The sequence below is a fragment of the Paludibaculum fermentans genome, from assembly GCF_015277775.1.
Lineage (GTDB): Bacteria > Acidobacteriota > Terriglobia > Bryobacterales > Bryobacteraceae > Paludibaculum > Paludibaculum fermentans.
On the sequence record NZ_CP063849.1, the window covers coordinates 6,855,620 to 6,879,314 of the forward strand.

Below are 23,695 nucleotides of genomic sequence, written 5' to 3' on the forward strand. Positions count from 1 at the left end.
CTTCAGGTGGTGACAGCCAAGTCCGGCTCCATGGCCGCCAGGACTTCGGACAGGGGTACGGTGGCGAAACTAGTAGCATGATCCGCCAAGCCGTAGGGAATGATCAAGTCGCCTTCGTGGATCAGGAAGCCGCAGGTGTACACGACGTTGGGCACGTAGCCTTCCCGCTCCTCCGCATTTGGCTTGAGCAAAGGCTCACGGAGACGGCCCAGCACTTTTGTCGGGTCGTCGCGATCGAGCAGGAAAGCGCCAATGCAGTATTCTCGCATGGGCCCGACACCGTGGCTCAGCACCAGCCAGCCGGCATCCGTCTCGATGGGTGAGCCGCAATTACCCAACTGAACGAGTTCCCAATGGAAGACGGGCTTCAGCAGCAACGTGCTCTCATTCCAGAAGTGTACGTTGTCTGAGAACATGATGGAGATATTCTCATTGTCCTGCCGCGACAGCATCGCATAGCGGCCGCCGATCTTCCTGGGGAACAGCGCCATCCCTTTGTTGATGGCGGCCGGACCATTCAAGGTAATGAATCGGAAGTGGAGGAAATCCGCGGTCTCGACCAGTTCCGGTACGACGATCTTGCCGTCGTAGGCGGTGAAGGTCGCGTAGTAGTCCAGGCTGCCGTCGTCGTTCTGGAAGCAGACGAAACGGGCATCCTCAATTCCGTTCCGCTGGGACGGCGTCGCCGGGAAGATGATGCGTTCTGACAGTTCCTGGCCGGGCTGGAACTGAACTTCGTAGTTTGAACGGGCCAGCATCCAAACACCCTGCGCGGCGGCCTGGTCTTTCTGTGTCATGCCATCCGGCAGCCGGAACTGTTCCGCCTTCAGTGTGGCGCGCAACTCCTCCAGGGTGAAGGAGTCGGGGAGCTTGCCCATGATGCGCCGCGTGAACTCACTGTTGAGATTCAGCTCAGCCAGTTTCCGTTCAAAGAGCGGCTTGTCATAGCCGGGATTGGCGATCTGGCGGGGCTCCGTGAGGAAACCCACCGGGGTGAGTACTTCGATGCTCTTATCGGGATGGATGATGCCGGTCCGGAATGTGATGGAGGAGACATGGCCTTCACCCGTGGCGCGCAGGCTGAGAACAAAGCGCAACGCCCCAGTCGACAGGCCGGTCTGATCAGGGTGCCTGACGATCGAGGGATTGAACAACGCCGCCGACTCCAGTGAGTATTCGGCCAGGAAGTAAGAGCCGATCAACTGCCGCCGGAGTTCAGAGAGCTCCTGGCCTTGCGGCAGGATATCGCAGATCTGCCCATACCGTTCCAGGCAGACCTTCTGAATGTCCTCATGCCGGTGGCAGAACTTATCGCAGATTCCCTGAACCAGGGGGGCAATCTGATCCTCGGGGAGAGCCATGATTCGTCCGATGATCTGGCAGGTGCGCTGCTCGTCTCCAGGGTTGAAGGGACGCAGCAGCACGCGGGATTGGTTGGGTTGAAGAACCGTGGATGTTCTAGTGACGTGGACAGTAGGAATTGTCATATGAGGCTCTAGGTGCCGATGGCGATGGGTTCCTTGAAGCTGGTCATCATGTTTTGTGCTAGCTTCATCTCGGCCAAGGATAGGAGGAATGCGAGCGTGGACTCGGCGCCCTGGTTGCGATTGACGCGGTCCACATGCAATCCGTCGCCGCAAGCTCCGCTCTCAGGCGAGTAGAGTTCCAGTCCGAGGTCGTTCCAGCCGAGGAACCAATCGAACGCGCGCTGGGCTTGTTCGTACCACCAGACGTCCGAGGTGGTTCGATATGCTTCCAGGCAGGCCGAGACCATGGCCTGGGCTTCTATCGGCTGCTGATCGAAGTTGGCGCGAGGTCCGCCTCGTTTGTAGAACCCGTTGCTGCCGATGGGCAGGAAGTGCCCCTTCTCAGAGATCTGGACCTCGTTGAGCCAGCGAAGAGTTTCCAGGCCGCGTTGAACGACTGCCGGTTGACTCGTCGCGCGGCCGGTCAGGATGAGCGCATGCGCAAGCTTCGCGTTGTCATAAGACAGCTCCTGCTCAAACCAGCACCAGTCGGGCGAGGCATTGCGGTCCAGCAGCTCCATCAGCCGCGAAAGCAGCGTCTCCCGCGTTTGATTGACCAGGCTGTCACCGCCCAGGCGGCGCAGGTATTCGTGGATCCCCAACAGGCCAAAGGCCCACGCGCGCGGCGATGTGAACTCCGTCACGACGGGGAGGGACAAGGCGAACAGTTGGCCCGCCATCAGTTGGAAACTGCGGAAAGGAGAGCGGCCCACTCCAGTGCCCAGCGCCCAGATGGCGCGCCCCTGGGAATCCTCAGAGCCCTGCTCATCCAGCCATTGGCGATCGAAGCTCAGGTGGTTGTGAAAGCGGCGGGATTCCGGCTCGAAAGCGTGCTGGAGGAAAGAAGCGTAGGTGGTCGCCAGGGCCCGTACTCCCTCCAGATCCTCACCGAGTTCGCCAAGCTGGACCGCAAGAATGAACGCGCGCGCGTTGTCGTCGGTGCAATACCCTTCAGAGAAGTTGGGGATGCTGAAATTGGCGTGCTGGAAGATGCCCGTGGAATCGGTCATCCGCAGCAGATGGTTCAACTTCAGCGCAGGCAACTCTCGCGGCCTCCGGTCCAGTGTCTTTGTGAGGAGAGACTTCCGGCTGGGCGCTGTGCCCTGCAGGCGGGAGAGTTCGAAGGAGTGCATGTAGAGCTGCGCGACATTGCTCCACACCATGTCCCGGCCCAGGCGATAAGCATTCTTTCGCATCGCGTGCCGGCGGGTGTCATCCCGCAGTAGGGCGGTCACCTCGCGGGCCATCGCCTCCGCGTCCGCGAAGGGAACCAGCACGCCGCGGTCGTCGGCGAGCAGCTCCGCCGCATGCCAGTAAGGGGTCGAGACCACCGCCTTGCCTGCGCCGAACGTGTAGGCGAGAGTGCCTGATGTGATCTGCGCTTCGTTGAGATACGGGGTGATGTATAGGTCCGCCGCGCCGATGAACTCCTTGAGATTCTCCAGCTCGACGAAGTCGTTGTAGAAGATGACGTTCTTCTCGATCCTGCTCTTCTTGGCCAGCAGCTCAAGGCTCACCCGGTAGGCCTCGCCATGTTCGCGAAGCTCGTTCGGGTGAGTGGCCCCCAGTACGATATAGACGACGTCGGGGAACTCCGCCAGCACTTGCGGCAGCGCCTTCAGCACGTATTCGATGCCCTTGTTGGGCGAGAGCAGGCCAAAGGTCAGTAGTACGATTTTGCCTTCGACACCGAACTGGTCTTTGAAGTATGTGGGATCGACAAACCCCACGTCGGGAATACCGTGGGCGATGAGATCGATCTTCGCGAGCGGCGCTTCATAGATCTCCTGCAGCATCTGGCGGCCGCGTTCGGCCATGACCACCACTCGCGTCGAGAGTGAGATCAGCTCCTGCATGACGCGGCGCTGGTCAGATCGCGGCTCCCGCAGGACGGTGTGCAGCGTGGTCACCACCGGCATTCTCAGCTCGCGTAGGAACGCCAGGATGTGGCTGCCCGCCGGGCCGCCGTAGATCCCGAACTCGTGTTGGAGGCAAACAATGTCGACATTGCTGATATTGAGGAAGTCGGCGGCGCGCAGATACGACGACTGGTCCTGCTCGTCAATCTCGAAGCGGACAACCTCCGGGTAGTCGTAGCCGCCTTTGATGTCATTCACCGAGACGCAAAAGCACTGGCTTTGCGGGTGGGCCGTGGCAACAGCGGAGAGCAGGTCGGAGGTAAACGTGGCAATGCCGCACTTGCGGGGAAGATGGTCGCCAACGAAGGCGATCTTGCGGACTTTCGAGGTTTCTTGCATGAACTTTCTCCATCGCGGATCAACCGCGGCAGCATCCAGTGAGAGGGCGATTTACAGCACTCTTTCAGCCCGAACGATGAACCTGTCGGGCGCAGGACCAACAAATGAGAATGGGTAGCAGGTGACCAGGGTGAGGCTCTCGCCTTCGCCCGAGTCCAAAACAGTCACGTCCCGCGGCTCCACCACGCGAGTGGAGACGACGCGGTAGCGGAACTCACCACCCGGTGTGGTGATCTTGATCAGATCGTTGCGCCGCACATCCCGCAATGGGCGGAAGAACGTGTCGCGATGAGCAGAGATGCCAATGTTGCCCAACTCCCCTGGTAGCGCCGTTCCGGGGATGTGCCCCGCGGCGCGGCGCAGGGTCTTTCCGTCAATGCCCTCCGCCACGATTACATCGAGGTCGAGCCTGGAAATTTCTATCCGCCCGATGAGGCCGGGTATCGACGCCGGCGGTAGTGAGGCATTCGTAGCCGTGGGCGCGGCTGGACTCGCATCCGCAAGGTCTGTTGGACGGCTGGCCAGGGCCTGCTGCAGTTGCCGTTGTCCCTGGTGCTGGAAGTACAGGGCGTCGGCCAGAGCCAATCCTGAATAGCCCAGCATCGCGGCGCCTCCCGCAAAGAGCAGGTACTGGCACCATTTCAGGGCTAGCCTGAGGGCGTGGCGCGGTGCGATGATCCTCATTTTGCCTTCCCCGGCGTGACCGTTTGCGGCTCGCCCCTGGCGAGATAGCCTGAGCGTGCGCGCACCGAGAGCTTGCCGTACGCCGCCGATTTGGCGACAACCCGGATGTTGCGATACGCACCGTTTTGGACCGGGTTGGTGGAGACGTACCCCAGCGTGTATTGATTCCGGATCTCGTGCGCGATCTGTTCGCAGATCGTGACAACCTCAGCCATGTGCTCGGGGAAGAACGCGTCGCCACCCGTGGCCCGCGCGAGCTGGCGCAGCACCCCGGGGTTCTTGTCGGGGTCGCCCTCGTCGAAGATCCCGATGGTGTAGACGAGCGCATTGGAACGCCCGGCAGTCTTCAGAATGGCCGGCAGCTTGAGATGGCTGGCGTTGTCTCCTCCATCGCTGATCACGAGCAGGATCTTCTTGTCGCGGTCGCTGCTTTGCAGCCGTTCCAACGCCACGCTGAGTGCGTCGTAGAGCGCTGTCTGTCCGTTCACGGGCGCGCGCAGGATCGCTGACTCGAGTTGGTCCAGCCGGCTGGTGAAGCGAATGGACGGCGGCAGCCCCAGCGTGACGAACTCATTGAAATTGACGACGAACATCCGGTCCTCCTGATTGCTGGACCGGACGAACGTCCTTGCCGCCGCAATGACATGATTCAGCTTCTCCTGCATGCTTCCGCTGTGGTCGACCACCAAGCCCACGGTGACAGGGATGTCCTCGCGGCGGAAGAGCCGGATGGCTTGCGGCACACCGTCCTCGTAGACCAAGAAATCCTGCTGGCGGAGGTCAGGCGCAAACCGGCCATCGCGGTCGCGCACTGTTGCCTGCAGCACCACCAGATCCACATCCACTGAGATTCGGTAGGGATCCGCGGGCTGACTGCCAGGCAGAGAGTGGGTTCGGGGGGAGGCTCCGGTACCAAAGCAGACGAAAAGCAGGAGCAGCCGGGCGAGATCGCGAAGGAGCACGTGCGGCTGTTGATTCGGCGGAAGGCTTGTCACTGGGAGGCTCCCCGCCCGGAGGCGGGTTCCGCCCAGCCCGGCAAGGGAATGAAGAAGTCCGGCCGTTCCGGCGGCCCAACCCGCTGGGGGGCAGCCCGATTGAGCGGTGGCGGATTGGCGGTCAGGCGCGTTTTCTTCCAGTCGTAAGGAATGTGCCGCCCGCACTCCAGGCACACCACATAGGTCTCCTGATCGACGGCCGGGGTGCCGCTATCGCGTTCCCTGTCGGGCAGCGTCAACGGGAATGTGGTCCTCCGATGCTGGCATCCAAACAGCCATTCGATCAGATCGGCCAATCCGATCAGCGCGGCCATCAGAAGAGTGCCAACTTGTTTCATGGCCGCCTCCTCAACTGGCTTGAATCCTTCGGTATTCCGGCTGCCACATTGCGTCCTGCACCTGTTGCACGATGTCGTCGAATTTCACTCCAGCCAGATTCTCCACCACTGCGGCCTCGGCTACCGCCACTGCAACGGTTGCCGATACGCTGCGCAGGTCGTCGATGTGAGGCAGAATGGACGCGCCGGGCTGACGCACGGTCACCAGGCTGGAAACAGCGCTCGCGGCGGCAATAAACATGCCGTCGCTGATCCTGCTGGCCTGCGAGACGATTGCGCCCAGGGCCAGCCCGGGGTAGAGCATGGCATTGTTCACCTGGGCCACCACATAGGTCACGCCTTTATAGGTCACAGGTGAGAACGAGCCCCCCGTGGCGATCAGCGCGCGGCCGTCCGTCCACGCAATCAGGTCGGCCGGCTTGGCCTCGGCCCGGTGTCTCGGATTCGACAGGACGAAGATGATGGGTCGTTCGCAATGCGCCGCCATCTCCTTCACTATCTCTTCAGTGAAAGCGTCCAGCGTGGCGGAAGCTCCAATCAACATCGTCGGATTCACCCGCCGCACCACCTCGGACAAGCCAATGCCCACTCCATCCCCCTCGCGCTTCCATGTCTTTGATTCGGCGGCCGGCCTGGCGTAGATCATTTGATGTTCGCCCAGTTGCTCGCCCATGTCGGCGGTCAGCAACCCCTGGCGGTCCACGCACCAGAAGCGCCTGGCGGCTTCTTCTTTGCTGAGTCCTTCGCGCAGCATGACATTGCGTATCTGATCCGCCACTCCAATGCCCGCCGTGCCCGCTCCGAAGATCACCACCCGCTGGTTGCGGAGGGGTGATCCACTGGCGCGAACGGCGGAAATGGCGGCTGCCAGCGTGATGGCCCCGGTGCCCTGCATGTCGTCGTTAAAGGTGCAGATGTCCCCGCGGTACTTCTCGAGAATGCGGCGTCCATTGGCTGGGGCGAAGTCCTCCCACTGCAGCAATGCGTTGGGAAAGAGCTTTCTCACGACGCTCACATAGGCTTCGATGAACTCGTCATAGCGGACGCCGCGGATGCGGGCATGACGGTTGCCGATGTAAGTGGGATCGTCGCGCAGGTTCTCACGGTTCGTGCCGACATCCAGCATGACGGGAATCACTCTGGTGGGGTCAATTCCGCCGGCTGCGGTATAGATCGCCAGCTTGCCGATGGATACTTCGATCCCGCCCACGCCCCAATCGCCGATCCCCAGGATCTGCTCGGCATCCGTGGCGAGGATCAGGTCGATATCGCTGGGCGCCGCGCCCAGGTTGACGAAGGCCTCTTCGATTCCGTCGATGTGGTCGATGGAGAGATACACGCCGCGCGGAGGGCGGCACTCATGGTGATACTGCTCCATGGCGATGCCGACCGTCAGGTCGTTGACGATGGGGATCATCTCACGCAGATGCTCGGAGAACAGCCTGTAGAACAGCACTTCGTTGCGATCGTGAAGGGCGGTCAGGTAGATGTTCTTGCTGAGTGCATCGGTCAAGCCCTCGTACTGGAGATACGCGCGCTTGACCTGTGCTTCCAACGTGCTGACTTCCGGAGGCAGAAGGCCGGTCAGGCCGAGTGCCTTGCGTTCTTCGGCTGAGAATGCTGTCCCTTTATTCAACATGGGGGAGCTGAGGACGGCTAAGCCGCGCGCCTTTGTCTCATAGCAGCCGTCCCAGTTCCGGCGGTGCTTCGTCATTGGTGCGAGCAGCGGAATTACTCTATGTCGCATGTTGGAGTCTCTTTCTTGGATCCGCGGCTCCTCGCGCAGCGTGCAGGTCGAGGCACGCCGCGCGACGGATCGGGGAGTTCCTACTGGAGCCGTTTGGCGGCTGCACGCGCGGCGACCGCCGCGCCCAGCGCGACCATGCCCAACAGAACACTGAGCGGCAACTCACTGGCAGTTTTCGGAAGTGCGGGGGCTGAGGCGGCGGAGGCGGGAGCCTGCGCGCTGGCAACCAAGGTTTCCGTGGGCGGTGGCGGAGTCACTACCTGGGCCAGTTGGACTTCCTCGCCGGTGGGCTGAATCGCCATGACGGGCGCACGCTTGAGTTCCACGACCAGCGGCGCTTCCGCCAGCTTGGCGGGCTCTGCAACTTCGACGGGGAGTTCGGCGGGCGTGAAGAGGACAGGCGCGTTGGCGGCCTTCGCCAGCACAATCGCCTTCGCCTTCGGGTAAACAAACTCTTCGCCCCAGTTCCTGCCCGGATAGAACCAGGCGCGCAGGGCTTCCGGCTGGCCGGCCGGTCTCTCCCGGAAGGTGACCACTGTCTTGTCGGTTGCCTTCAGACGGTAGTTCGGAATGGCCAGGATCGTGGCGTAGATGGTCAACTCGTCCTTACTGAAGATCTGGACGATGTGGCGGTCGCTCTGCGAATCGACGATCTTGAACACATAGGTGCCGGCCGGCAACACGCCCCACCCGGTGAGATGCACTCCGGGGATTTCAACAGGGCCGCTGAACGTCATCACGGTCTTCTTGTCCCATGCGTCCGCGCACGCGCTTGGCGTCATGATCGCGCCCAACAGCGCGAGGCAGGACACCGTAGTCAATGCTTTCAATCGATACATATACTTCCTTTGCTTAGAACTTGCTGATCTGCCATTCACCATTGGGTTTGGCCAGGTGCAGAGCCAGGCAGATTGGCTCCGCACTCCCGTTACAGCACCCGATGGGCCGTCAGCGTCGAAGGACGGTAAGGCCATCCCCGCGCACGTACCTGGGTTCGCTGAACCCTGGGGAACGGATACGCATGTGACCCATTGCCGTCACGTGACCATATGCGGTCATCTGAGGTTGCCATAGGTCCTACCGATTCGTACTGAACCAAGAGTCGAGGGACGCACTTGGGGACTGCTTATCGCGTCACGCGGTAGTTGCTCACGTTGGTCCAAAGGCCCACTGCCTGAAGCAGCCAAACGCAGACGCAGACTACTACGAGAACATTCAGGATCGTCTTGATGCTGGACGCCATGGGGATGTAGCGGTTGATCAGGTAGAGACCCACACCGACCACGATCAATACGATCACAAGATTGAGTAAAGGCATTTTCTGGTGCTCCTGCCCTCCAGTGAGAGCAATCGACTGCCCACTCGCGGGAAGCCCGGGGAGGGGTGTCCAGTTATGCCGGATGGGACTGAAGGAGTGAGCGCAGTCGGGTAAGCGCCGGCCATTCCAAAGGTCGAATTGGCAGCGCGGGCCTGACTGCGTAGAGAACTTGAATCCAGCCTCTACTCTCCGCTGGTATTTGCGGTGGAGTCGAGTGTCTCGCGTACCTTCTGCGCCAGCACCGCCGGAGTGAAGGGCTTCTGTAGGAAGGCTGCGCCCTTCTGTACTCCGGCCTTCAGTACGACGTCCTGCGTGTGGCCTGAGATAAAGAGGACCTTGAGGTTCGGGCGCAGGATGAGCGCGCCCTCAGCGAGTTCCCTGCCGCCCAGTTCCGGCATGACGACATCGGTTACCAGCAGGTCGATCTGGCCCTCGTGGTTCCTGCAGAACTCGAGTCCCTCGCGGCCGTTGCTGGCCTCGAAGACGACGTAGCCAACCGATTCCAGGATCCTCCGGGCGAGGACGCGCAACATGTCCTCGTCTTCCGCCAGCAGGACTGTCTCAGTACCTCTAGGTGCACTGTTGAGGCTTTGGACCAGGACTGAGCCCGAGGATGCCGCCATGTCGACGGCCGGCAGATAGATCGTGAATGAGGTTCTCACTCCTGGCTCCGATTCGCAGTCGATTACGCCGCCGCTCTGCTCCACGATGCCCAGGACGGTCGCCAAGCCCAGGCCCGTTCCCTTGCCGGTGGCCTTCGTCGTGAAGAACGGCTCGAAGATGTGGGCCCGCACGTCTGAATCAAACCCGATGCCCGTGTCGCGGACCGCCAACGTCACATAGCGCCCGGCTTTTAGAAACGCCTTGCCTGCTTCAGCTTCCGTGAGGGTTACATTCGCTGTTTCGAGGGTGAGCGTTCCGCCGTCCGGCATCGCGTCTCGTGCATTCAAGGTGAGATTCATTACGGCGCGGCCGATCTCACCCGAGTCGACGCGGACGTGCCAGAGACTGGGTTCGCAGCGGATCTGTACCTGTATCTGCTCGCCCACAAGGCGGCGCAGCATTCTGTCAAAATCCTTCACGATGAGATTCAGGTCCAGCACCTTGGGCTGCAGCACCTGGCGCCGGCTAAAGGACAGCAATTGTTGCGTCAGGGAGGCGGCCCGTTGTCCAGCCGCCTTGATCTCACCCACCTGCTGGACCAGTGTCGCCTGGCCCTGCAGCGCGCCTTCCAGAAGATCGCTGTAGCCGATGATGGTCGTGAGCAGGTTGTTGAAATCGTGGGCGATGCCGCCGGCCAGGCGGCCGACCGCCTCCATCTTCTGGGACTGGCGCAGATGCTCTTCGGAATTGTGCAGGGCCAATTGGACCAGCTTCCGTTCGGTGACGTCGTCCATCGCCAGCAGCAGCATCTGCAAGTGTTTGATACAGCAGCCGCCAACGACGAGACTTCTACGTCCCGCCCTGGGGAACTCCTGCTCGACTTCAAGATCAGTGAACGGGCGGCCGCTACGGAGCAAAGAGTCGAGTGACTGCCGGATCACCGGCAGGTCCCAACTGCCGCCGGAGAGCAAATAGAGCGGGCGTCCTTCCGCTTCGAGAGGGGATAGGTGGAATGTTCGATAGAAGGCCTGGTTTGCCATTCTGATACGGAACTCCGTATCCAGTACAAGCAGGGGCTGCCTGACGGTTTCGACGATCGAGACGGCGAAATCGCGAGCCTGCGCGAGCGCCGCGTTCTTGGCCTGTAATTCGTCGTTGACCGTGATGAGCTCTTCATTGGTGGACTGCAGTTCCTCCTTTGCCGTCTCCATCTCCTCGTTCAGGCTCTGCAGTTCCTCATTGGCGGACAGCGCCTCTTCGGTGGTGCTCTGAATCTCTTCCCTGGTCGATTGGTGTGCCTCGAGGGCGGAGAGAAAGCGCTCCTTGGCCTCTGCCAGTTGCTGCTTCAACCTCGTGATCTGAACATCGCGGCTCTGGCTGCCGCTGTCTTCTCCCGCCGGCCGGTCAGCCTGCAGCGCAGGTTCCGCCAGGGGCTCGAACAGGAGCAGCGTCGACCGTTTATGCTCCGACTCCAGCGGTACCGCCTCGACTGTCAGTTCGCCGGCGGTTCCCTGCTGCTCAAAGAGCAAATGCTGCCTGCGCACAGGTTCTCCGGTCGCCTGGGCCTCCTGGATCAATTTCTCGATTTCGAGGAACAGGCCGGTGTCGCGAATCAGCTTGATCAGGTTGAAACTCACCTTGCCTGCCGGCAGGGACAGGTAAGGATTGGCTTGGCCCCGGATCTCGAGAACCTCCAGGTCCTGGTCCACCACTACGCCGGCGGGGCTGTATTTCGACAACAGGATCCGGTCGACTTCCTTACGCAGATCCGTGCCCTTCCAGGTGTCCGCCGCACTCACGGCCGGCTGGTTGCCGCGTGAGGTCGCCCTGCGCAATCCTCGGATCCCCCCGGGGAAGATGTGCGTCTTCAGGGTCTTGTCGTGCTTAACAAAGATCCGGTGCTCGCTGTCCGCCACCGTGAAGAGGTCACCGGAAGCGGCCGCTTCGGACGCGCCCAACAGCAGAAATCCGGAGGGTTTCAACGCATAGTGGAAGAGCGGCAGAACGTCCTTCTGCACTCCGCCGAGATAGATGAGAACGTTCCGGCAACTGATCAGGTCGAGCTTGGAGAAGGGAGGATCGTCCAGAAGATTGTGCCGGGTGAAGACACACATCTCGCGGAGATCCTTATTGATCCGGTAGCCTGATTCGGCTTTCGTGAACCAGGTGTCCAGCCGCGTCTGAGTCAGATCGGATGCGATGTTGGCAGGGTACTTACCGGCTCGGGCTTTGCCGATTGCGTCGGTATTGATGTCGGAGGCAAAGATCTGGACCGGAAATGCGACGCCGGTTTCGTGAAAATACTCGCGCAGCAGGATCGCAATGGTGTAAGCTTCCTCCCCGGAAGCGCAGCCCGCCACCCAGACGCGGACTGTGTCGTCCGGCCTGCGATCCGCGAGCAACTGGGGAAAGACCGCCGTTTTCAGGGCCTCCAACGAGTCCGGATCGCGGAAGAAGGAAGTCACGCTAATGAGCAAATCCTTCTGCAGCGCGATCAGCTCGGCGGGATCCTGGGCCAGACGCACTCCGTACTCTGCGAGGTCGCTGATGCTGCGAAGCGCGAGCCGGCGCAGGATCCGCCGCCGCACCATCTTTTCCCGGTACAGCGAGAAATCGATGCCCGAGGCCTCCCGCAGGATGGAGAGAATCTTTGTGAATTGAGCGTCATCGCCGCCAGGCTTGGATTCGATTGGCGTAGGCGGATTCTGGGCGATGTAGGGGTGCCGGCTGATCCGGGCGAGTTCAGCCGCAATGCGGTCAGGGGGGAGCACAAAATCCACGCAACCGGTGGCCACCGCGGCTTGCGGCATCATGGGAAACTTGGCGCTGGCTTCATCCTGGGCGAAGGTCAGGCCGCCGGCGGCTTTTACGGCTTGCACACCGGTCGAACCGTCGGAACCCGCACCGGACAGGATGACCGCGATGGCCCTGTTGCCGCAATCCAGCGCCAGGGAGCGCAGAAAGCCATCGATGGGCATGTGCAGCCCGGGCGTCTGGGTGCGGGCCGCCAGCCTGAGCGTTCCGCCCACGATTGTCAGGTCGACGTTCGCTGGAATTACGTAAACTTGGTTCGCTTCGACCCGCATCCCGTCGGCTGCCTCGTTCACCGGCATGGAGGTGGCGCGCGACAGAATCTGCGCCAGCATGCTCTGATGGCTTGGCTCGAGGTGCTGGACGAATACAACGGCCATGCCGGTGTCGACAGGCAGTTCGGCGAGCAGGCGCTTGAACACCTCAAGACCACCCGCGGAGGCTCCAATCCCAGCCACGGGAATTGCGCTCAGTTGAGCGTCCCGGGTGTCGTTCGCTGCGGGGCGTCCGGTTTCCTCCGCCGGGCTCTGTGGGGCACCCTTGGGTGTTTCCATGTTGTCCATATCACCCTTTCGATGAATGTCCTACTCCGCGTCTGACCTGTTAGTACTCTACAGTCCTCTGCCGTCTCGCGCCACCGATTTTCGAGACCGAGAGCATTCTGATGTCACCTGAATGGTGGATGCTGCACAAATAGCGATAGCAGCGTGGGTCACTGAATTCGATTCAAAGCAGCCCGTGGACAAGAGCGCGGAGTGAAATGCGAAACATCAGCAATGGCATAACACCAATGGCGGCATTTGATCATGTTCCAAGCGATTTCTTGATTTGTAATTGTGGAATACTGCATATAGTTTACACAGAGAGACCGGGCAATGAGTGGCGCCCGCTGCAGAAGAACCAGGATCAACCGGATTTGTTCGCAACCATGAGACTGCCGTTGAAGAGTTGAGCCAGAAGGGTTTGACCCGAGGCAGCGCAGTAGTCCGATTACGTTCTGATTCTTGATGAATTAGTACACTATGACGAATTAGAGGCACATGAGCCGCAGTGGCGGGGTGTTGGTCAACCGCCGGGCGCAGTCGCCCTGGTTTCCAGCGCCGCTAAGCCGGCCGAGTGGACGGCCCCCATTAAAATCCACCTCCACGAGTCGTGAAGGATCTCCGGGGAGAACGCGCGCTCCGACTGACCAAATTTGGTCACTTTTTCGCCGGTCTGGAATTCTAAATAAGTGTTAACATAGGCTCGGGGTGCCGTTCTCGGCTTCCGACTGTTTTCGAGATTCTTTCGGCTTCCACCGATTTCGTCTCCAACGCGGCCATTGGCTGCCGTGATCGACGGCGGAAAGGGAAACCCACTGTGCTTTCCACAGGCTTGGGATCACAAACGGCCGGTTGGCTCGTGGAAAACGGGCCCAGAGAACTTGAACTGCTCTTTCGGGCCATCGTCTACCACCCCTCCGCGCCGATTCTCCTGACGGACGACAAAGGCAACTCGAGGGATGCCAGTTTCGGCGTGGGCCGCATACTGGGCATTCCGCGTGAACAGATCATCGGCCACTCCATCGACGAGTTTGCGCTTCCAGCCTTCAAGCCCAAGGTTTCGCAGCTCTTTGCCGCGCTGCCCGAGAAGGGCGAACTGGAGGGATCGCTGGGCCTGCTTGGTTCGAATGGCACGGCGAAGCATGTGGCGTTCGCGGCCAAGGCAAATGTCCTGCCGGTTCGTCATCTGCTGGTTTTGCACGAGAAAGCAGTGGCAGAGGCGCCCGCGGATTCCGAAGCTGCGCAGGCAGATGCCCCGCCTCCCTGGGTGAAGGATTTTGCCCTGTTCTTACTGGATGTGGACGGGCTGATTGTAGCGTGGTACGCAGGGGCGGAGCGCATCTACGGTTACCCGGCTGAGAAAGTCATCGGAAAACACGTGTCCTGCGTTTATTCGCCCGATGCGGCTGCGCGCGGCGAGGTCGAGGATAAGCTGAAGCGGGCGGTGGTTGAGGGTCATCTGGGCAGTGAAGGTTGGCACGTAAAGTCCGATGGGGAACGCTTCTGGGCCAACGTCATCATCATGGCCCTGCGACGGGATGATGGAACGCTGCAGGGCTTCGCCAGCATTGTCCGCGATTTCAGCGGCCGGCACGAGCAGGATGAAAAGATCCGGCGCAACCGGGCCAGGACGCGGCTGAGTCCCCTGCAATCCACGATCGCGGGTGTGGTTTCCGGTGAGTTTGACCGGATTCCCGAGGCGAACGACACATTCCTGGAACTGGTGGGCTACAGCCGGGAGGACTTGAAATCAGGGCTCCTGCAGTGGCCGGAACTGACTCCCCCGGAATTTGCGCCGCTGGATGAACTCGCGCACGAGGAAGGACTGCGGTTTGGGGCCTGCACGCCTTACGAGAAGGAACTGGTCTGCAAGGACGGCCGGCGTGTACCGGTGCTGGTGGCCACAGCCGTGCTCAAGCTCTCCCCCTTCCGCTGGATCTCCTTTGTACAGGACCTGCGGGAGCGCGACCGGCGGGAGAGCGTCGAAGAGGAAATCACTGCGCCAACACAGGATTTCGGCGAAATCGTTGGTACGAGTACTGCCCTGAGGCGGGTGCAGAGCCAGGTCGAAGTGGTTGCGCCCACCGACGCGAACGTGCTGATTCTTGGGGAGACGGGTACGGGCAAGGAACTGGTGGCCCGCGCCATTCATCGCATCAGCCCGCGACGGAACCTCCCCTTCGTCACATTGAACTGCGCCGCTATTCCCACGGGCCTGCTGGAGAGCGAACTCTTCGGCTATGAACGCGGAGCCTTTACGGGCGCCCTGTCCCAGAAGATCGGCCGCTTTGAAATGGCGCATCGGGGGACGCTGTTCCTGGATGAGGTGGGCGACATCCCATTGGATCTGCAGCCGAAGCTGCTGCGAGCGCTGCAGGAGAAGTCCTTTGAGAGACTGGGCGGCACCAAGACGATTCCTATCGATGTGCGCCTGGTGGCGGCGACCAACCGGAACCTGACACAGATGATGGGCGACAAGCTCTTTCGCAGCGATCTGTACTACCGCCTGAGAGTCTTCCCCATTTCTACACCGCCTCTACGCGATCACCCGGAGGACATTCCGACCCTGGCCCGGCACTTCACCGTGAAGTATGCGGAGAAGATGGGGCGGCAGATCGACAAGATACCGTCCGAGACGATGAATCTGCTTGTGAGCTACCAGTGGCCCGGCAATGTGCGGGAGTTGGAGAACTTCATTGAGCGGTCCGTCATCCTGTCGAGTGGCTCGAGTCTCCGCGCTCCCCTGGCTGAATTGCAACTGGACCAGGCTCCGTTTGCCGGCAATGTCACGCTGGAGCAGGTGGAGCGGGAACACATCATTCGCGTATTCCGCGAAAGCGGTGGAGTCGTGACCACGACGGCTACGCGCCTGGGGCTGCACCGGACAACACTGAACGCCATCATGCGCAAGCTTGGCATCTCACGCAAGGATCTTTGACCGGGAAATGTCAGTTGACCCCGGGCGGTCACTGGCCGCGGCGGCTTCCGCCCCACAGCCGGCACGTAAGTCGCGGGGATTGAGGCAGCGGCCGGGCGGCTCGTGGCTGGCATGAGCCGTGCACTCAGGAAGATGCAACGGTTCCCAAGTCACGCGGCGTCGAACGCCGTACGTGGCGCGGGCATTGTGGCGGTTGTATTGAGTCATTTTCCTGGCTGCCGCGAGCAGGGAAGCCGGGGCAGGAGTATACATGTCCAGTGCGGCGGTTTTAGCGGGGCTGATGCTGGTTGGGATCACCACAGTCCACGGCCAGACCGCGTTGGAAATGCACCGGTTCTTCCGGAATCAGATCGGCTTGAGCGAGGATCAGATTGCGTCGATCGACCGCGGTAAGGCCGTGGCGAAGGTAATTCCTTCCAGGACGCCCGCGGAGGTCATCGTCTTCGGGGCTGTTTTCGTGGAAGCACCGCCGGAGTCGTACGTCCGCTACGCATTTGACGTGGAGCGGCTACTCAGGTCGCCAAGTTATCTGGGCGTTCGCCGATTCAGCAGCCCGCCGGCCACATCCGACCTGGAGGGCTTCTCACTGGAACCCGATGACATCAGGAGCCTGAAGTTCTGCCGGCCCGGAAAATGCGCCATTCAACTCCAGGCGGATGTCATGCATGAGCTTCAGCGGTCTCTGGATTGGGCGGCGCCGAACCTGGATGCGCAGGTGAACGAACGAATGCGCCGCGCGATGCTCGAAGTCGTGCGGCGCTATCAGGCTGAAGGCAATCGCGTGCTCGGCAGCTACCATGACACCGAGCATCCGTTTGACTTTGACAGCCAACTGCGATCGTTAGTGGGCCGCTCGGAAGCGCTCCCCGTTTATCTCCCTCACCTTAGCCACTACCTGCTGGATTACCCGGGTTCGATGCCGGCCAGCGCGCAATCGATGCTGCATTGGGAGCGGGTCAGTTTCGGACTCAAACCGACGTTGCGCCTGAATCACACGATCGCCTATCAGCCTGGTGGAGTGATGAGCGGGGCCCAGATCGTGGTCGTAAAGCAGCTCTTTGCGAGCCACTATTTCCAATTGGCGCTGGATCTCACCGCCTGCGTCCCCGACAGCGGCCATAAGGGCTTTTACCTGATTACGCTGAAGGGCTCATCCCAACAGGGGTTGACCGGGTGGAAGGGGGCACTGCTCAGGTTGATCGTGGTAAGCAGGACCAGGTCAGCCGAGGAGAAGATTCTCGTCAACATCAAGCAGGTGTTGGAGGAAAAGCAGCAGGCGGCCCGGGTGAACTGAGCCGGCTGAGGGCGGCCCGACGCGCTGATGCGGACTCGAGTTACGGAACCGGGCCGGCCGCCGCACTCATCGCAGAACGCTGAGCTGGCCGGAAAGGCCGCCGCCGCGGAACCGCTACACACGCGCCGGCGCCGATCCGGGCAGCGGCCCTGCTCGCGTCCGGGCCTTAACTGCTACTGAGGGAAACGCGAGCTGTACGCAGCCTTGTGTGTGGCTTCGAAGTCTTTTAGCTGCGTTTCAGCCTCATCCTTGGCCAAGCCGCAGCGCTCCTGCAGCTTGCCCAGCATGGCATCCCTGCGTCCGGCGGCCACTTCCAAGTCATCGTCCGTCAGTTTGCCCCACCGTTGCAAAATACTGCCTTTGAATTGTTTCCAGTTGCCTGCGAGGATGTCGTTGTTCATGTGTTTGCTCCTGTATGTCGCCGTCTGGCTTGGGCTGCCCCAAACGCTACAGGTTCACAGGCAGTTGGATGGCCGTGGTGTTTTGCAGGAATTATCCTGCCGCGGGACTGCGCACAATGAGGCACCCGTGCCGCTGACCGGATTCCTGGCGCCCAGGCCGGGCGGAGGTGGGCGCAATCTACAACTTCGATTGCGGGCTCTCCGATTTGGACGGTTCGGTGCTGCGACTTCCCGGGGAGCATCGGGACAGTGATTTACGGAGAACGCGAAAATGCTGGAGAGGTGGTCCCTTCGCCCGTGCTTTGTCATTGGCCGCGGTCGCCGTTATGTGGCTCTTCCACCAGATTTCATCCCGGCGGCAATTTCGATCCGCAATCTGACCTGATACTTTCCTTCCCTCCGGTTTGAGCCCCATGACCGCGCATGGTCATGTGACGTGGCGCGGTCATTCGTACTCGTCCATCAGTTTCCGAATCCACCACCGCACCCACGGCGGAACCGAATGGGCTCAACAGCAAGGCAGGTTGGCTCGCGCCGTGCAGTATGTTTCTGTGTCACCCACGGCGATTGAAGATAGGCCGGGGTGGAGGAAAAGGTGAACAATGCGAATCATTCTAGTGGCGGCCCTGGCAATATCGCCACTGCTGGCCAAAGACAACGAGCCGGTAAAGCGCCTGGCTGAAGCTTCCGCGGTCTTTTCCGAGATCATGGCCGCTCCCGACAAGGGCATCCCGGAAGATCTACTGGCGAACTCTCATTGCATCGTTATCGTTCCTAACCTGAAGACCGGCGCCTTCCTGGTTGGCGGGAAGTACGGCAAGGGCTACATCTCCTGCCGCAACAAGGTTGGCGTTGGGTGGTCGGCTCCGGGGACGGTCCGCATCGAAGGCGGCAGTGTTGGTTTCCAGATTGGCGGCTCGACGACCGACCTGATCATGCTGGTCATGTCAGAGCGCGGCGCGGAGAAGCTGCTCGAGAGCAAGTTCACACTCGGCGCTGAAGGCTCAGTAGCGGCCGGCCCTGTGGGACGCACGGCGACTGCTCAAACCGACGCTCAAATGCATGCGGACATTCTCTCCTGGTCGCGGTCGCAAGGACTGTTCGCCGGCGTCGCGCTGGAAGGCGCCACCCTGCGGCAGGATCTGGACGACAACGCAACTCTCTACGGCAAGAAGCTGGAGAACAAGCAGATTGTGACCACGCGAGTGCGTACGCCTAAGTCGGCGATGAAGCTGATTGGCCTCCTGAATCGGTACTCAGCCCGCGAGCGCACCGGCGCAACGCCCTCCACTAAATAGTTTCTGAAGAAGGATCGTCAGGTAACACAAATGAAAATGATCGGCGCATTCCTCATGGTTTGCGGTGTTCTGTCGGCACAGCAGCCGCAGCAGCAAGGCGAGAATGCGGCCGTCATGGCCGCCGGCTCCACACCCATCTACCGCGTGACAGTCACAGCGCGGACGGCGAAAGCCATCAACTACCGCCATCGGAGCGGTGCCACAAAGATCGATTTCCGCGGCACAGAGCTTATGGCTAGCGCCCATGGCGAAGCCAAGGTGGAAAGCAAGCAGGGCTACATCGAAATCGAAGTAGAATTCGACAATTTGCAGCCCGCCAACACCCACGGCTCGGAGTATCTCACTTATGTGCTGTGGGCCATCACTCCGGAGGGCCGCACGTCCAACCTCGGTGAGATCCTGCTGAACGGGACGAGAAGCAAACTCAACGTGACGACGGAACTCCAGGTGTTTGGCCTGGTCGTTACGGCCGAGCCCTACTTCGCCGTCACCCGGCCCAGCGACCTCATCGTGATGGAGAACGTGGTGCGTCCCGATACGAAGGGCAAGATCGAAGAGATCGACGCCAAATATGAACTCCTTCAGCGCGGACAGTATCAGCGGCTCTCGAATCCACTTCAGTTGAAGCTCGACACCAAGCAGCCGCTGGAGCTGTATGAAGCTCGCAATGCAGTGCAGATCGCCCGTGCCGTCGGCGCGGACAAGTTTGCCACGGAGAGCTTCCAGAAGGCTGAGAAGAGTCTGGCGCAAGCCGAGGCTTACCAGGCCAGGAAGGCCGGCAGCAAGCCGGTTACCATGACGGCCCGCGAAGCAGTCCAAACCGCCGAAGATGCCCGCGCGATCGCGGTGAAACGCCAGGATGAAGAGGCGCTGGCCGCCGAACGCCAACGCGCATCAGAGCGGGAAGCCGCGGCGGTGAGCGGAAAAATGGCTGCCCAGGCTGAGGCCGATCGTGTCACTCGCGAAGCGGAAGCCGCCCGCATCCGTGCTCAGGCTGATGCCGATCGGGCAACCCGCGACGCCGAAGCAGCGAAGCTCAAGGCAGATGCGAAAACCGGCCGGCTGACGGCGGAGAAGAACGAGCAGGCATTATCCGCGGCCATGGAAGCCGATCGCATCAAGCGCGCGAACGAAGTTCAGGCCGCCGCCGCTGCCGCTCAGTCTGAACGGCTCCGCGCCGAGAGCGACGCGCGGGAAGCAGCAGCGAAAGCCGAAGCCGACCGGCTCCGGTTGGATAATGACGCCCAGCGGGCTGCCGCCCAGCTGGAACTGGACAAGGTCGCCAAGCAGAAGGCGCAGTTGGAGGCGGAGAAGGCCGAATTGCGGATCGAACTGCTGAAGCAGTTTAACGTAATCCTCCAGACACGAGACACGGCGCGCGGCCTTATCGTGAACATGTCGGACGTCCTGTTCGATACCGCCAAGTTCACCTTGCGGCCTATCGCTCGTGAGAAGCTCGCACGCGTCGCCGGCATCGTAGCCGGCCATCCGGGCCTGAGGCTGGATGTGGAAGGCCACACCGATAGCGTTGGCGGCGATGAGTACAACCAGACGCTCTCGGAGCATCGCGGGACTTCTGTCCGCGACTACCTGATGTCGCAGGGCATGCCGGATACCTCGGTTTCGACCAAGGGTTTCGGCAAGACCCAGCCCGTCGCCACCAATGACACAGCGCAGGGGCGGCAACAGAACCGCCGCGTTGAGCTTGTGATCTCCGGCGAAGTGATCGGCACCCAAATCGGGTCACCGATCGCTGCGAGGTAGTAACGACCCGGTGCAATGCGGGGGCCTCCATGGCTCCCGCCGCCAGGGTCTCCAAGGGCGTTTGGGAGAATTTCTCATGATAGATATCTGGATCGTCATCCCGGTCTTCGTAGCTTTGTATCTGTTGGCCTCCATCAAGGTACTCAGGGAATACGAGCGGGGCGTGGTGTTCCGGTTGGGGCGTGTCCTGGCGCAGGCCAAGGGGCCGGGCATCGTTCTTGTTTTTGCGCCGATCGACCGCATGGTACGTCTGTCGCTTCGTATCGAGGCTTTGGAGGTGCCAGCTCAGGATGTAGTGACACGGGACAACGTGACGGTGAAGGTAAACGCGGTCATCTTCTTCCGTGTGGTGGATCCCCGACTGGCGGTGCTGGAGGTGTCCAACTTCCTCTACGCCACCTCTCAACTGGCACAGACCACGCTGCGCAGTGTCCTGGGCGAGGCGGAACTGGACGAACTGCTGAGCCAGCGCGGCAAGTTGAATTTGCGTCTTCAGTCGATTCTCGACCAGCACACGGCCTCCTGGGGCATGAAGGTGACCCTGGTGGAGGTCAAGCAGGTGGAACTGGCCGAGCAGATGATCCGCGCTATCGCACGGCAGGCCGAAGCGGAACGCGAGCGCCGCGCGAAAGTCATCCATGCCGAGGGCGAGTACCTCGCAGCCGAGAAGCTGGCCATGGCCGCGGCGGTCATCCAGCAGCAGCCGGCAGCGATCCAACTGCGGTACCTGCAGACGCTGGTGGAAATCGGCGCGGAGCACAATACGACCATCGTCTTCCCGCTGCCCATTGACCTGATCACCTCCATTACCCAGGTGATGACCGGTTCGAAGACACCGGTTGCGGCATCTGCCTGAAGGCAGCCGCCCGCGCGTGCGTGGTAAGGGACGAAAAGGACTGGCCCGCTCAAACAGGAGCGGCGAAAGAGGAAGTCTGAGATGTCTACATCAACGGAATTGAAGGAAACCCCGCCGAACTGGGTAGTCCCGGAGACCGTGGCACTGAATCAGGTGATGTGGCGCAAGTGGGAGGCCAAGGGGCAATACCAGGATCGTGAAGCGAACCGGGCGCAGAGTAAGGCCATGTATTGGGTTTCCATCGCGGCATTGCTGGCCGCGGTGGCGCTCTGGTCCAGACTGCCGCCTTACGAAGTCGTGGTCCGGTTCCTGGTGTGCATCGGGGCGGTGACCGCCGCTTTTCAATCCTTCCGCCTGCGGCGCTACGCCATGGTTGTCGTATTTGCGTTGGTGGTCGGGCTGTTCAACCCGATCCTGCCCGTGCTCGACTTCACCGGAGAATGGCAGCGTGTGGTGGTGCTGCTCAGCGTACTGCCATTCGGTCTTTCTTTATCGAAGCTTGCAGCGAGGAGAACCCAAAATGCTTAGGACGTGTCCAGTTGGATCCGTCGCGGTCCTGGCTTCATCGCTGCTGTTCGCCATCTTGGCGCCGTCGGCCTCCGCGGGCGAAGTATCGAGGTTCCGGAATTTTCAGCTTGGGTCCGATGTGTCCACGATCGTCAAACAGACTGGCGCCAATCCGGTCGACGTGAAGATCGTACACCGGCGCCCGGCGCTGGTCCAGCTATTGGAGTGGCGTCCCCAATCACTCAGTTCCAGCACTCAACCGGAGCCGGCGCAGGACATTGCGTTCACGTTCTACAACGGCGAGCTGTTCCGGATCTTCGTGAACTATGACAGGTATGAAACCGAGGGCTTGACGTCCAAGGACATGGTGGATTCGTTCAGCGTGAAGTTTGGCGAAGCGTTGAAGCCGACCTCGGTCGCCAAGCAGGCTGCCGCCACTTACGGTGACCAGGAAGAGTACCTTGCGCGTTGGGAGGACTCGGACTATCGATTCGAGCTGATCCGGTCGTCTTTTGGCCCAACCTACAAGCTGACCGGAGTTCTCAAACGGTTAGAGGAGCCCGCCCGGCTCGCGGCACTGGAAGCGGCCAAACTCGACGACAAGGAAGCTCCCCAACGGGAGGCCGATCAGAAAATCAAGGACGAGGCGACAGAACGTGCCAAGCTCGAGAAGGCCAGGCTGGTGAACAAACCGAAGTTCAAGCCTTAGCCGTTGTTGCCCTGCATGGATGGAACGCAATCGAAATACGAGCACGATGAGCACAAACTCTGCCAGTCCGCTCATTCCGGGAATCACCGAGGAAGGGCCAGCGCCGGCTTCCCGGCCTTATGGTGTCCCGGAGTCTCTTCCAGCGGACACGGATCCATCCGGAGCGGATCCTTCAGGCAGCCTTGACGGTGTTCGGGCCCATAGCCCGGTTTGGGTGGCGCCGCTGCGAGCCCGGCCGGGTCTTCCAGTGCCAGCCTCCGCCAATCGCACTTGCACTGCGAGTCAGAGCTCGCCGGGCGGGTCAAGCAGGCGAAAGGTAGGAGGGCACGGAAGTGGCAGACGGATCTGTGATGAGCGGCTTCTTCCAGCGAGCCATCGAGACCTGGGAGGACGACGGCGGCGCACCCGTCTCCACCGGCGATTCTACACAGGTTGTCCTAACCGGCAGTGTCGCGCAGGTCGAGTGGGCGGAACGAATCAGAAGCCTGGTGAAAGCTGATTTCGACCGGGTGGCTTCCGCGTTCCGCCTGGTCGCGGAGAAGCAGAGCGCAGGCAGCCGGGCTGATACGGAGACGATCCTCGAAATTCTGACAGACAAGCGCAACGAGGTGTTGAACCGGCGGCAGGCCGGCTACTTCATCCACGACTGGCAGGAGATCGGTGATCAGGTTCGCCAGTTGATCTTTCACGACGAACGCTACCAGGCGATCAAGCGCAACAGGCCGGCACGTCCCCGGTGAGACGGACGAACCGCTGAACAGAGAGAAGTGAACAACATCATGAACCTCAGACCCTTATACGATCGCATCGTACTGAAACGCATCGAGGAGACCGAAACCTCGCGCAACGGGATCATCATTCCGGACTCCGCGAAGGAAAAGCCCCAGGAAGGGGAAGTGCTGGCCGTTGGTCACGGCAAACGGCTGGAGGATGGCAAGCTCGTGCCGCTCGACGTCAAAGTCGGCGACCGCGTTCTCTTCGGCAAGTACTCCGGCAACGAAACCCGCCTCTCCGGCACAGACTACATCATCATCCGCGAGGATGAGGTTCTAGCCGTCCTGTCACCCGACGCACCGGCCGCAACGAAGACCAAATAGGTCTCGACA

The 23,695-nt window shown here is 61.1% G+C and carries 19 protein-coding genes; 9 read left to right on the forward strand and 10 right to left on the reverse strand.

What is annotated here, in order from left to right; all coding sequences use genetic code 11:
- Positions 1–2 precede the first annotated feature (2 nt).
- From IRI77_RS27015 to IRI77_RS27055, 9 genes are all read right to left on the reverse strand, one after another.
- Positions 3–1,487, reverse strand: coding sequence for a glycoside hydrolase family 130 protein (locus IRI77_RS27015; RefSeq protein WP_194448097.1), 1,485 nt, complete (start codon positions 1,485–1,487; stop codon positions 3–5).
- A gap of 8 nt (positions 1,488–1,495) precedes the next feature.
- Entirely contained in the window at positions 1,496–3,784 is a 2,289-nt protein-coding gene (locus tag IRI77_RS27020) for a glycosyltransferase family 4 protein (protein ID WP_194448098.1), read from the reverse strand.
- Between the two features lie 51 nt (positions 3,785–3,835).
- On the reverse strand, positions 3,836–4,468 hold the full coding sequence (locus tag IRI77_RS27025) for a class D sortase (protein ID WP_194448099.1): 633 nt from the start codon (positions 4,466–4,468) through the stop codon (positions 3,836–3,838).
- Positions 4,465–5,463: a VWA domain-containing protein gene (locus tag IRI77_RS27030; RefSeq protein WP_194448100.1), complete on the reverse strand. Its 999-nt coding sequence runs from the start codon at positions 5,461–5,463 to the stop codon at positions 4,465–4,467. The genes IRI77_RS27025 and IRI77_RS27030 overlap by 4 nt, the downstream gene beginning before the upstream one ends.
- Positions 5,460–5,801, reverse strand: coding sequence for a TraR/DksA C4-type zinc finger protein (locus IRI77_RS27035; RefSeq protein WP_194448101.1), 342 nt, complete (start codon positions 5,799–5,801; stop codon positions 5,460–5,462). The genes IRI77_RS27030 and IRI77_RS27035 overlap by 4 nt, the downstream gene beginning before the upstream one ends.
- A 10-nt stretch (positions 5,802–5,811) precedes the next feature.
- Complete coding sequence (locus tag IRI77_RS27040) at positions 5,812–7,515, reverse strand: NAD-dependent malic enzyme (RefSeq protein WP_194453807.1); 1,704 nt, start codon at positions 7,513–7,515, stop codon at positions 5,812–5,814.
- A gap of 113 nt (positions 7,516–7,628) precedes the next feature.
- Positions 7,629–8,387, reverse strand: coding sequence for a hypothetical protein (locus tag IRI77_RS27045; protein ID WP_194448102.1), 759 nt, complete (start codon positions 8,385–8,387; stop codon positions 7,629–7,631).
- Between the two features lie 287 nt (positions 8,388–8,674).
- Entirely contained in the window at positions 8,675–8,866 is a 192-nt protein-coding gene (locus IRI77_RS27050; RefSeq protein WP_194448103.1) for a Thivi_2564 family membrane protein, read from the reverse strand.
- A 182-nt stretch (positions 8,867–9,048) separates the two neighbouring features.
- Complete coding sequence (locus IRI77_RS27055) at positions 9,049–12,843, reverse strand: chemotaxis protein CheB (protein WP_194448104.1); 3,795 nt, start codon at positions 12,841–12,843, stop codon at positions 9,049–9,051.
- Positions 12,844–13,639: 796 nt separating this feature from the next.
- Here IRI77_RS27055 and IRI77_RS27060 point away from each other — a divergent pair.
- Positions 13,640–15,760 carry a sigma 54-interacting transcriptional regulator gene (locus IRI77_RS27060; RefSeq protein ID WP_228486338.1) on the forward strand — a complete coding sequence of 707 codons (2,121 nt, stop codon included), beginning with the start codon at positions 13,640–13,642 and terminating at the stop codon, positions 15,758–15,760.
- A 250-nt stretch (positions 15,761–16,010) separates the two neighbouring features.
- Positions 16,011–17,054, forward strand: a complete 1,044-nt coding sequence (locus tag IRI77_RS27065) for a hypothetical protein (protein ID WP_194448105.1) — start codon at positions 16,011–16,013, stop codon at positions 17,052–17,054.
- Between the two features lie 173 nt (positions 17,055–17,227).
- Here IRI77_RS27065 and IRI77_RS27070 read toward each other — a convergent pair whose 3' ends face one another.
- On the reverse strand, positions 17,228–17,455 hold the full coding sequence (locus IRI77_RS27070) for a CsbD family protein (protein WP_194448106.1): 228 nt from the start codon (positions 17,453–17,455) through the stop codon (positions 17,228–17,230).
- A gap of 602 nt (positions 17,456–18,057) precedes the next feature.
- On the opposite strand from IRI77_RS27070, the gene IRI77_RS27075 reads away from it, so the two are divergent.
- From IRI77_RS27075 to IRI77_RS27105, 7 genes are all read left to right on the forward strand, one after another.
- Positions 18,058–18,753: a lipid-binding SYLF domain-containing protein gene (locus tag IRI77_RS27075; RefSeq protein ID WP_194448107.1), complete on the forward strand. Its 696-nt coding sequence runs from the start codon at positions 18,058–18,060 to the stop codon at positions 18,751–18,753.
- Between the two features lie 30 nt (positions 18,754–18,783).
- The gene (locus tag IRI77_RS27080; protein WP_194448108.1) at positions 18,784–20,517 is read left to right on the forward strand and encodes an OmpA family protein; all 1,734 of its coding nucleotides are present in this window, start codon (positions 18,784–18,786) and stop codon (positions 20,515–20,517) included.
- 76 nt (positions 20,518–20,593) lie between these two features.
- Positions 20,594–21,373, forward strand: a complete 780-nt coding sequence (locus IRI77_RS27085; protein ID WP_194448109.1) for a slipin family protein — start codon at positions 20,594–20,596, stop codon at positions 21,371–21,373.
- Between the two features lie 81 nt (positions 21,374–21,454).
- Positions 21,455–21,901 (forward strand): DUF6804 family protein, encoded by a 447-nt coding sequence (locus IRI77_RS27090; protein WP_194448110.1) that lies wholly within the window; start codon positions 21,455–21,457, stop codon positions 21,899–21,901.
- The gene (locus tag IRI77_RS27095) at positions 21,894–22,589 is read left to right on the forward strand and encodes a hypothetical protein (protein WP_194448111.1); all 696 of its coding nucleotides are present in this window, start codon (positions 21,894–21,896) and stop codon (positions 22,587–22,589) included. Before IRI77_RS27090 ends, IRI77_RS27095 begins: the two co-directional genes overlap by 8 nt.
- Positions 22,590–22,921: 332 nt before the next feature.
- A complete protein-coding gene (locus tag IRI77_RS27100) occupies positions 22,922–23,329 on the forward strand; it encodes a hypothetical protein (protein ID WP_194448112.1) in 408 nt (135 codons plus the stop codon).
- Between the two features lie 39 nt (positions 23,330–23,368).
- Positions 23,369–23,686: a co-chaperone GroES gene (locus IRI77_RS27105; protein WP_194448113.1), complete on the forward strand. Its 318-nt coding sequence runs from the start codon at positions 23,369–23,371 to the stop codon at positions 23,684–23,686.
- Positions 23,687–23,695: the final 9 nt, after the last annotated feature.

Bases quoted from the DNA above. Each gene is read 5' to 3' on its own strand.
- IRI77_RS27020 (WP_194448098.1), bottom strand. From the start codon at position 3,784: ATGCAAGAAACCTCGAAAGTCCGCAAGATCGCCTTCGTTGGCGACCAT.
- IRI77_RS27080 (WP_194448108.1), top strand. From the start codon at position 18,784: ATGAAAATGATCGGCGCATTCCTCATGGTTTGCGGTGTTCTGTCGGCA.
- IRI77_RS27065 (WP_194448105.1), top strand. From the start codon at position 16,011: ATGTCCAGTGCGGCGGTTTTAGCGGGGCTGATGCTGGTTGGGATCACC.
- IRI77_RS27015 (WP_194448097.1), bottom strand. From the start codon at position 1,487: ATGACAATTCCTACTGTCCACGTCACTAGAACATCCACGGTTCTTCAA.
- IRI77_RS27085 (WP_194448109.1), top strand. From the start codon at position 20,594: ATGATAGATATCTGGATCGTCATCCCGGTCTTCGTAGCTTTGTATCTG.
- IRI77_RS27070 (WP_194448106.1), bottom strand. From the start codon at position 17,455: ATGAACAACGACATCCTCGCAGGCAACTGGAAACAATTCAAAGGCAGT.
- IRI77_RS27040 (WP_194453807.1), bottom strand. From the start codon at position 7,515: ATGACGAAGCACCGCCGGAACTGGGACGGCTGCTATGAGACAAAGGCG.
- IRI77_RS27095 (WP_194448111.1), top strand. From the start codon at position 21,894: ATGCTTAGGACGTGTCCAGTTGGATCCGTCGCGGTCCTGGCTTCATCG.
- IRI77_RS27050 (WP_194448103.1), bottom strand. From the start codon at position 8,866: ATGCCTTTACTCAATCTTGTGATCGTATTGATCGTGGTCGGTGTGGGT.
- IRI77_RS27035 (WP_194448101.1), bottom strand. From the start codon at position 5,801: ATGAAACAAGTTGGCACTCTTCTGATGGCCGCGCTGATCGGATTGGCC.
- IRI77_RS27105 (WP_194448113.1), top strand. From the start codon at position 23,369: ATGAACCTCAGACCCTTATACGATCGCATCGTACTGAAACGCATCGAG.
- IRI77_RS27075 (WP_194448107.1), top strand. From the start codon at position 18,058: ATGCGAATCATTCTAGTGGCGGCCCTGGCAATATCGCCACTGCTGGCC.
- IRI77_RS27045 (WP_194448102.1), bottom strand. From the start codon at position 8,387: ATGTATCGATTGAAAGCATTGACTACGGTGTCCTGCCTCGCGCTGTTG.
- IRI77_RS27090 (WP_194448110.1), top strand. From the start codon at position 21,455: ATGTCTACATCAACGGAATTGAAGGAAACCCCGCCGAACTGGGTAGTC.
- IRI77_RS27025 (WP_194448099.1), bottom strand. From the start codon at position 4,468: ATGAGGATCATCGCACCGCGCCACGCCCTCAGGCTAGCCCTGAAATGG.
- IRI77_RS27055 (WP_194448104.1), bottom strand. From the start codon at position 12,843: ATGGACAACATGGAAACACCCAAGGGTGCCCCACAGAGCCCGGCGGAG.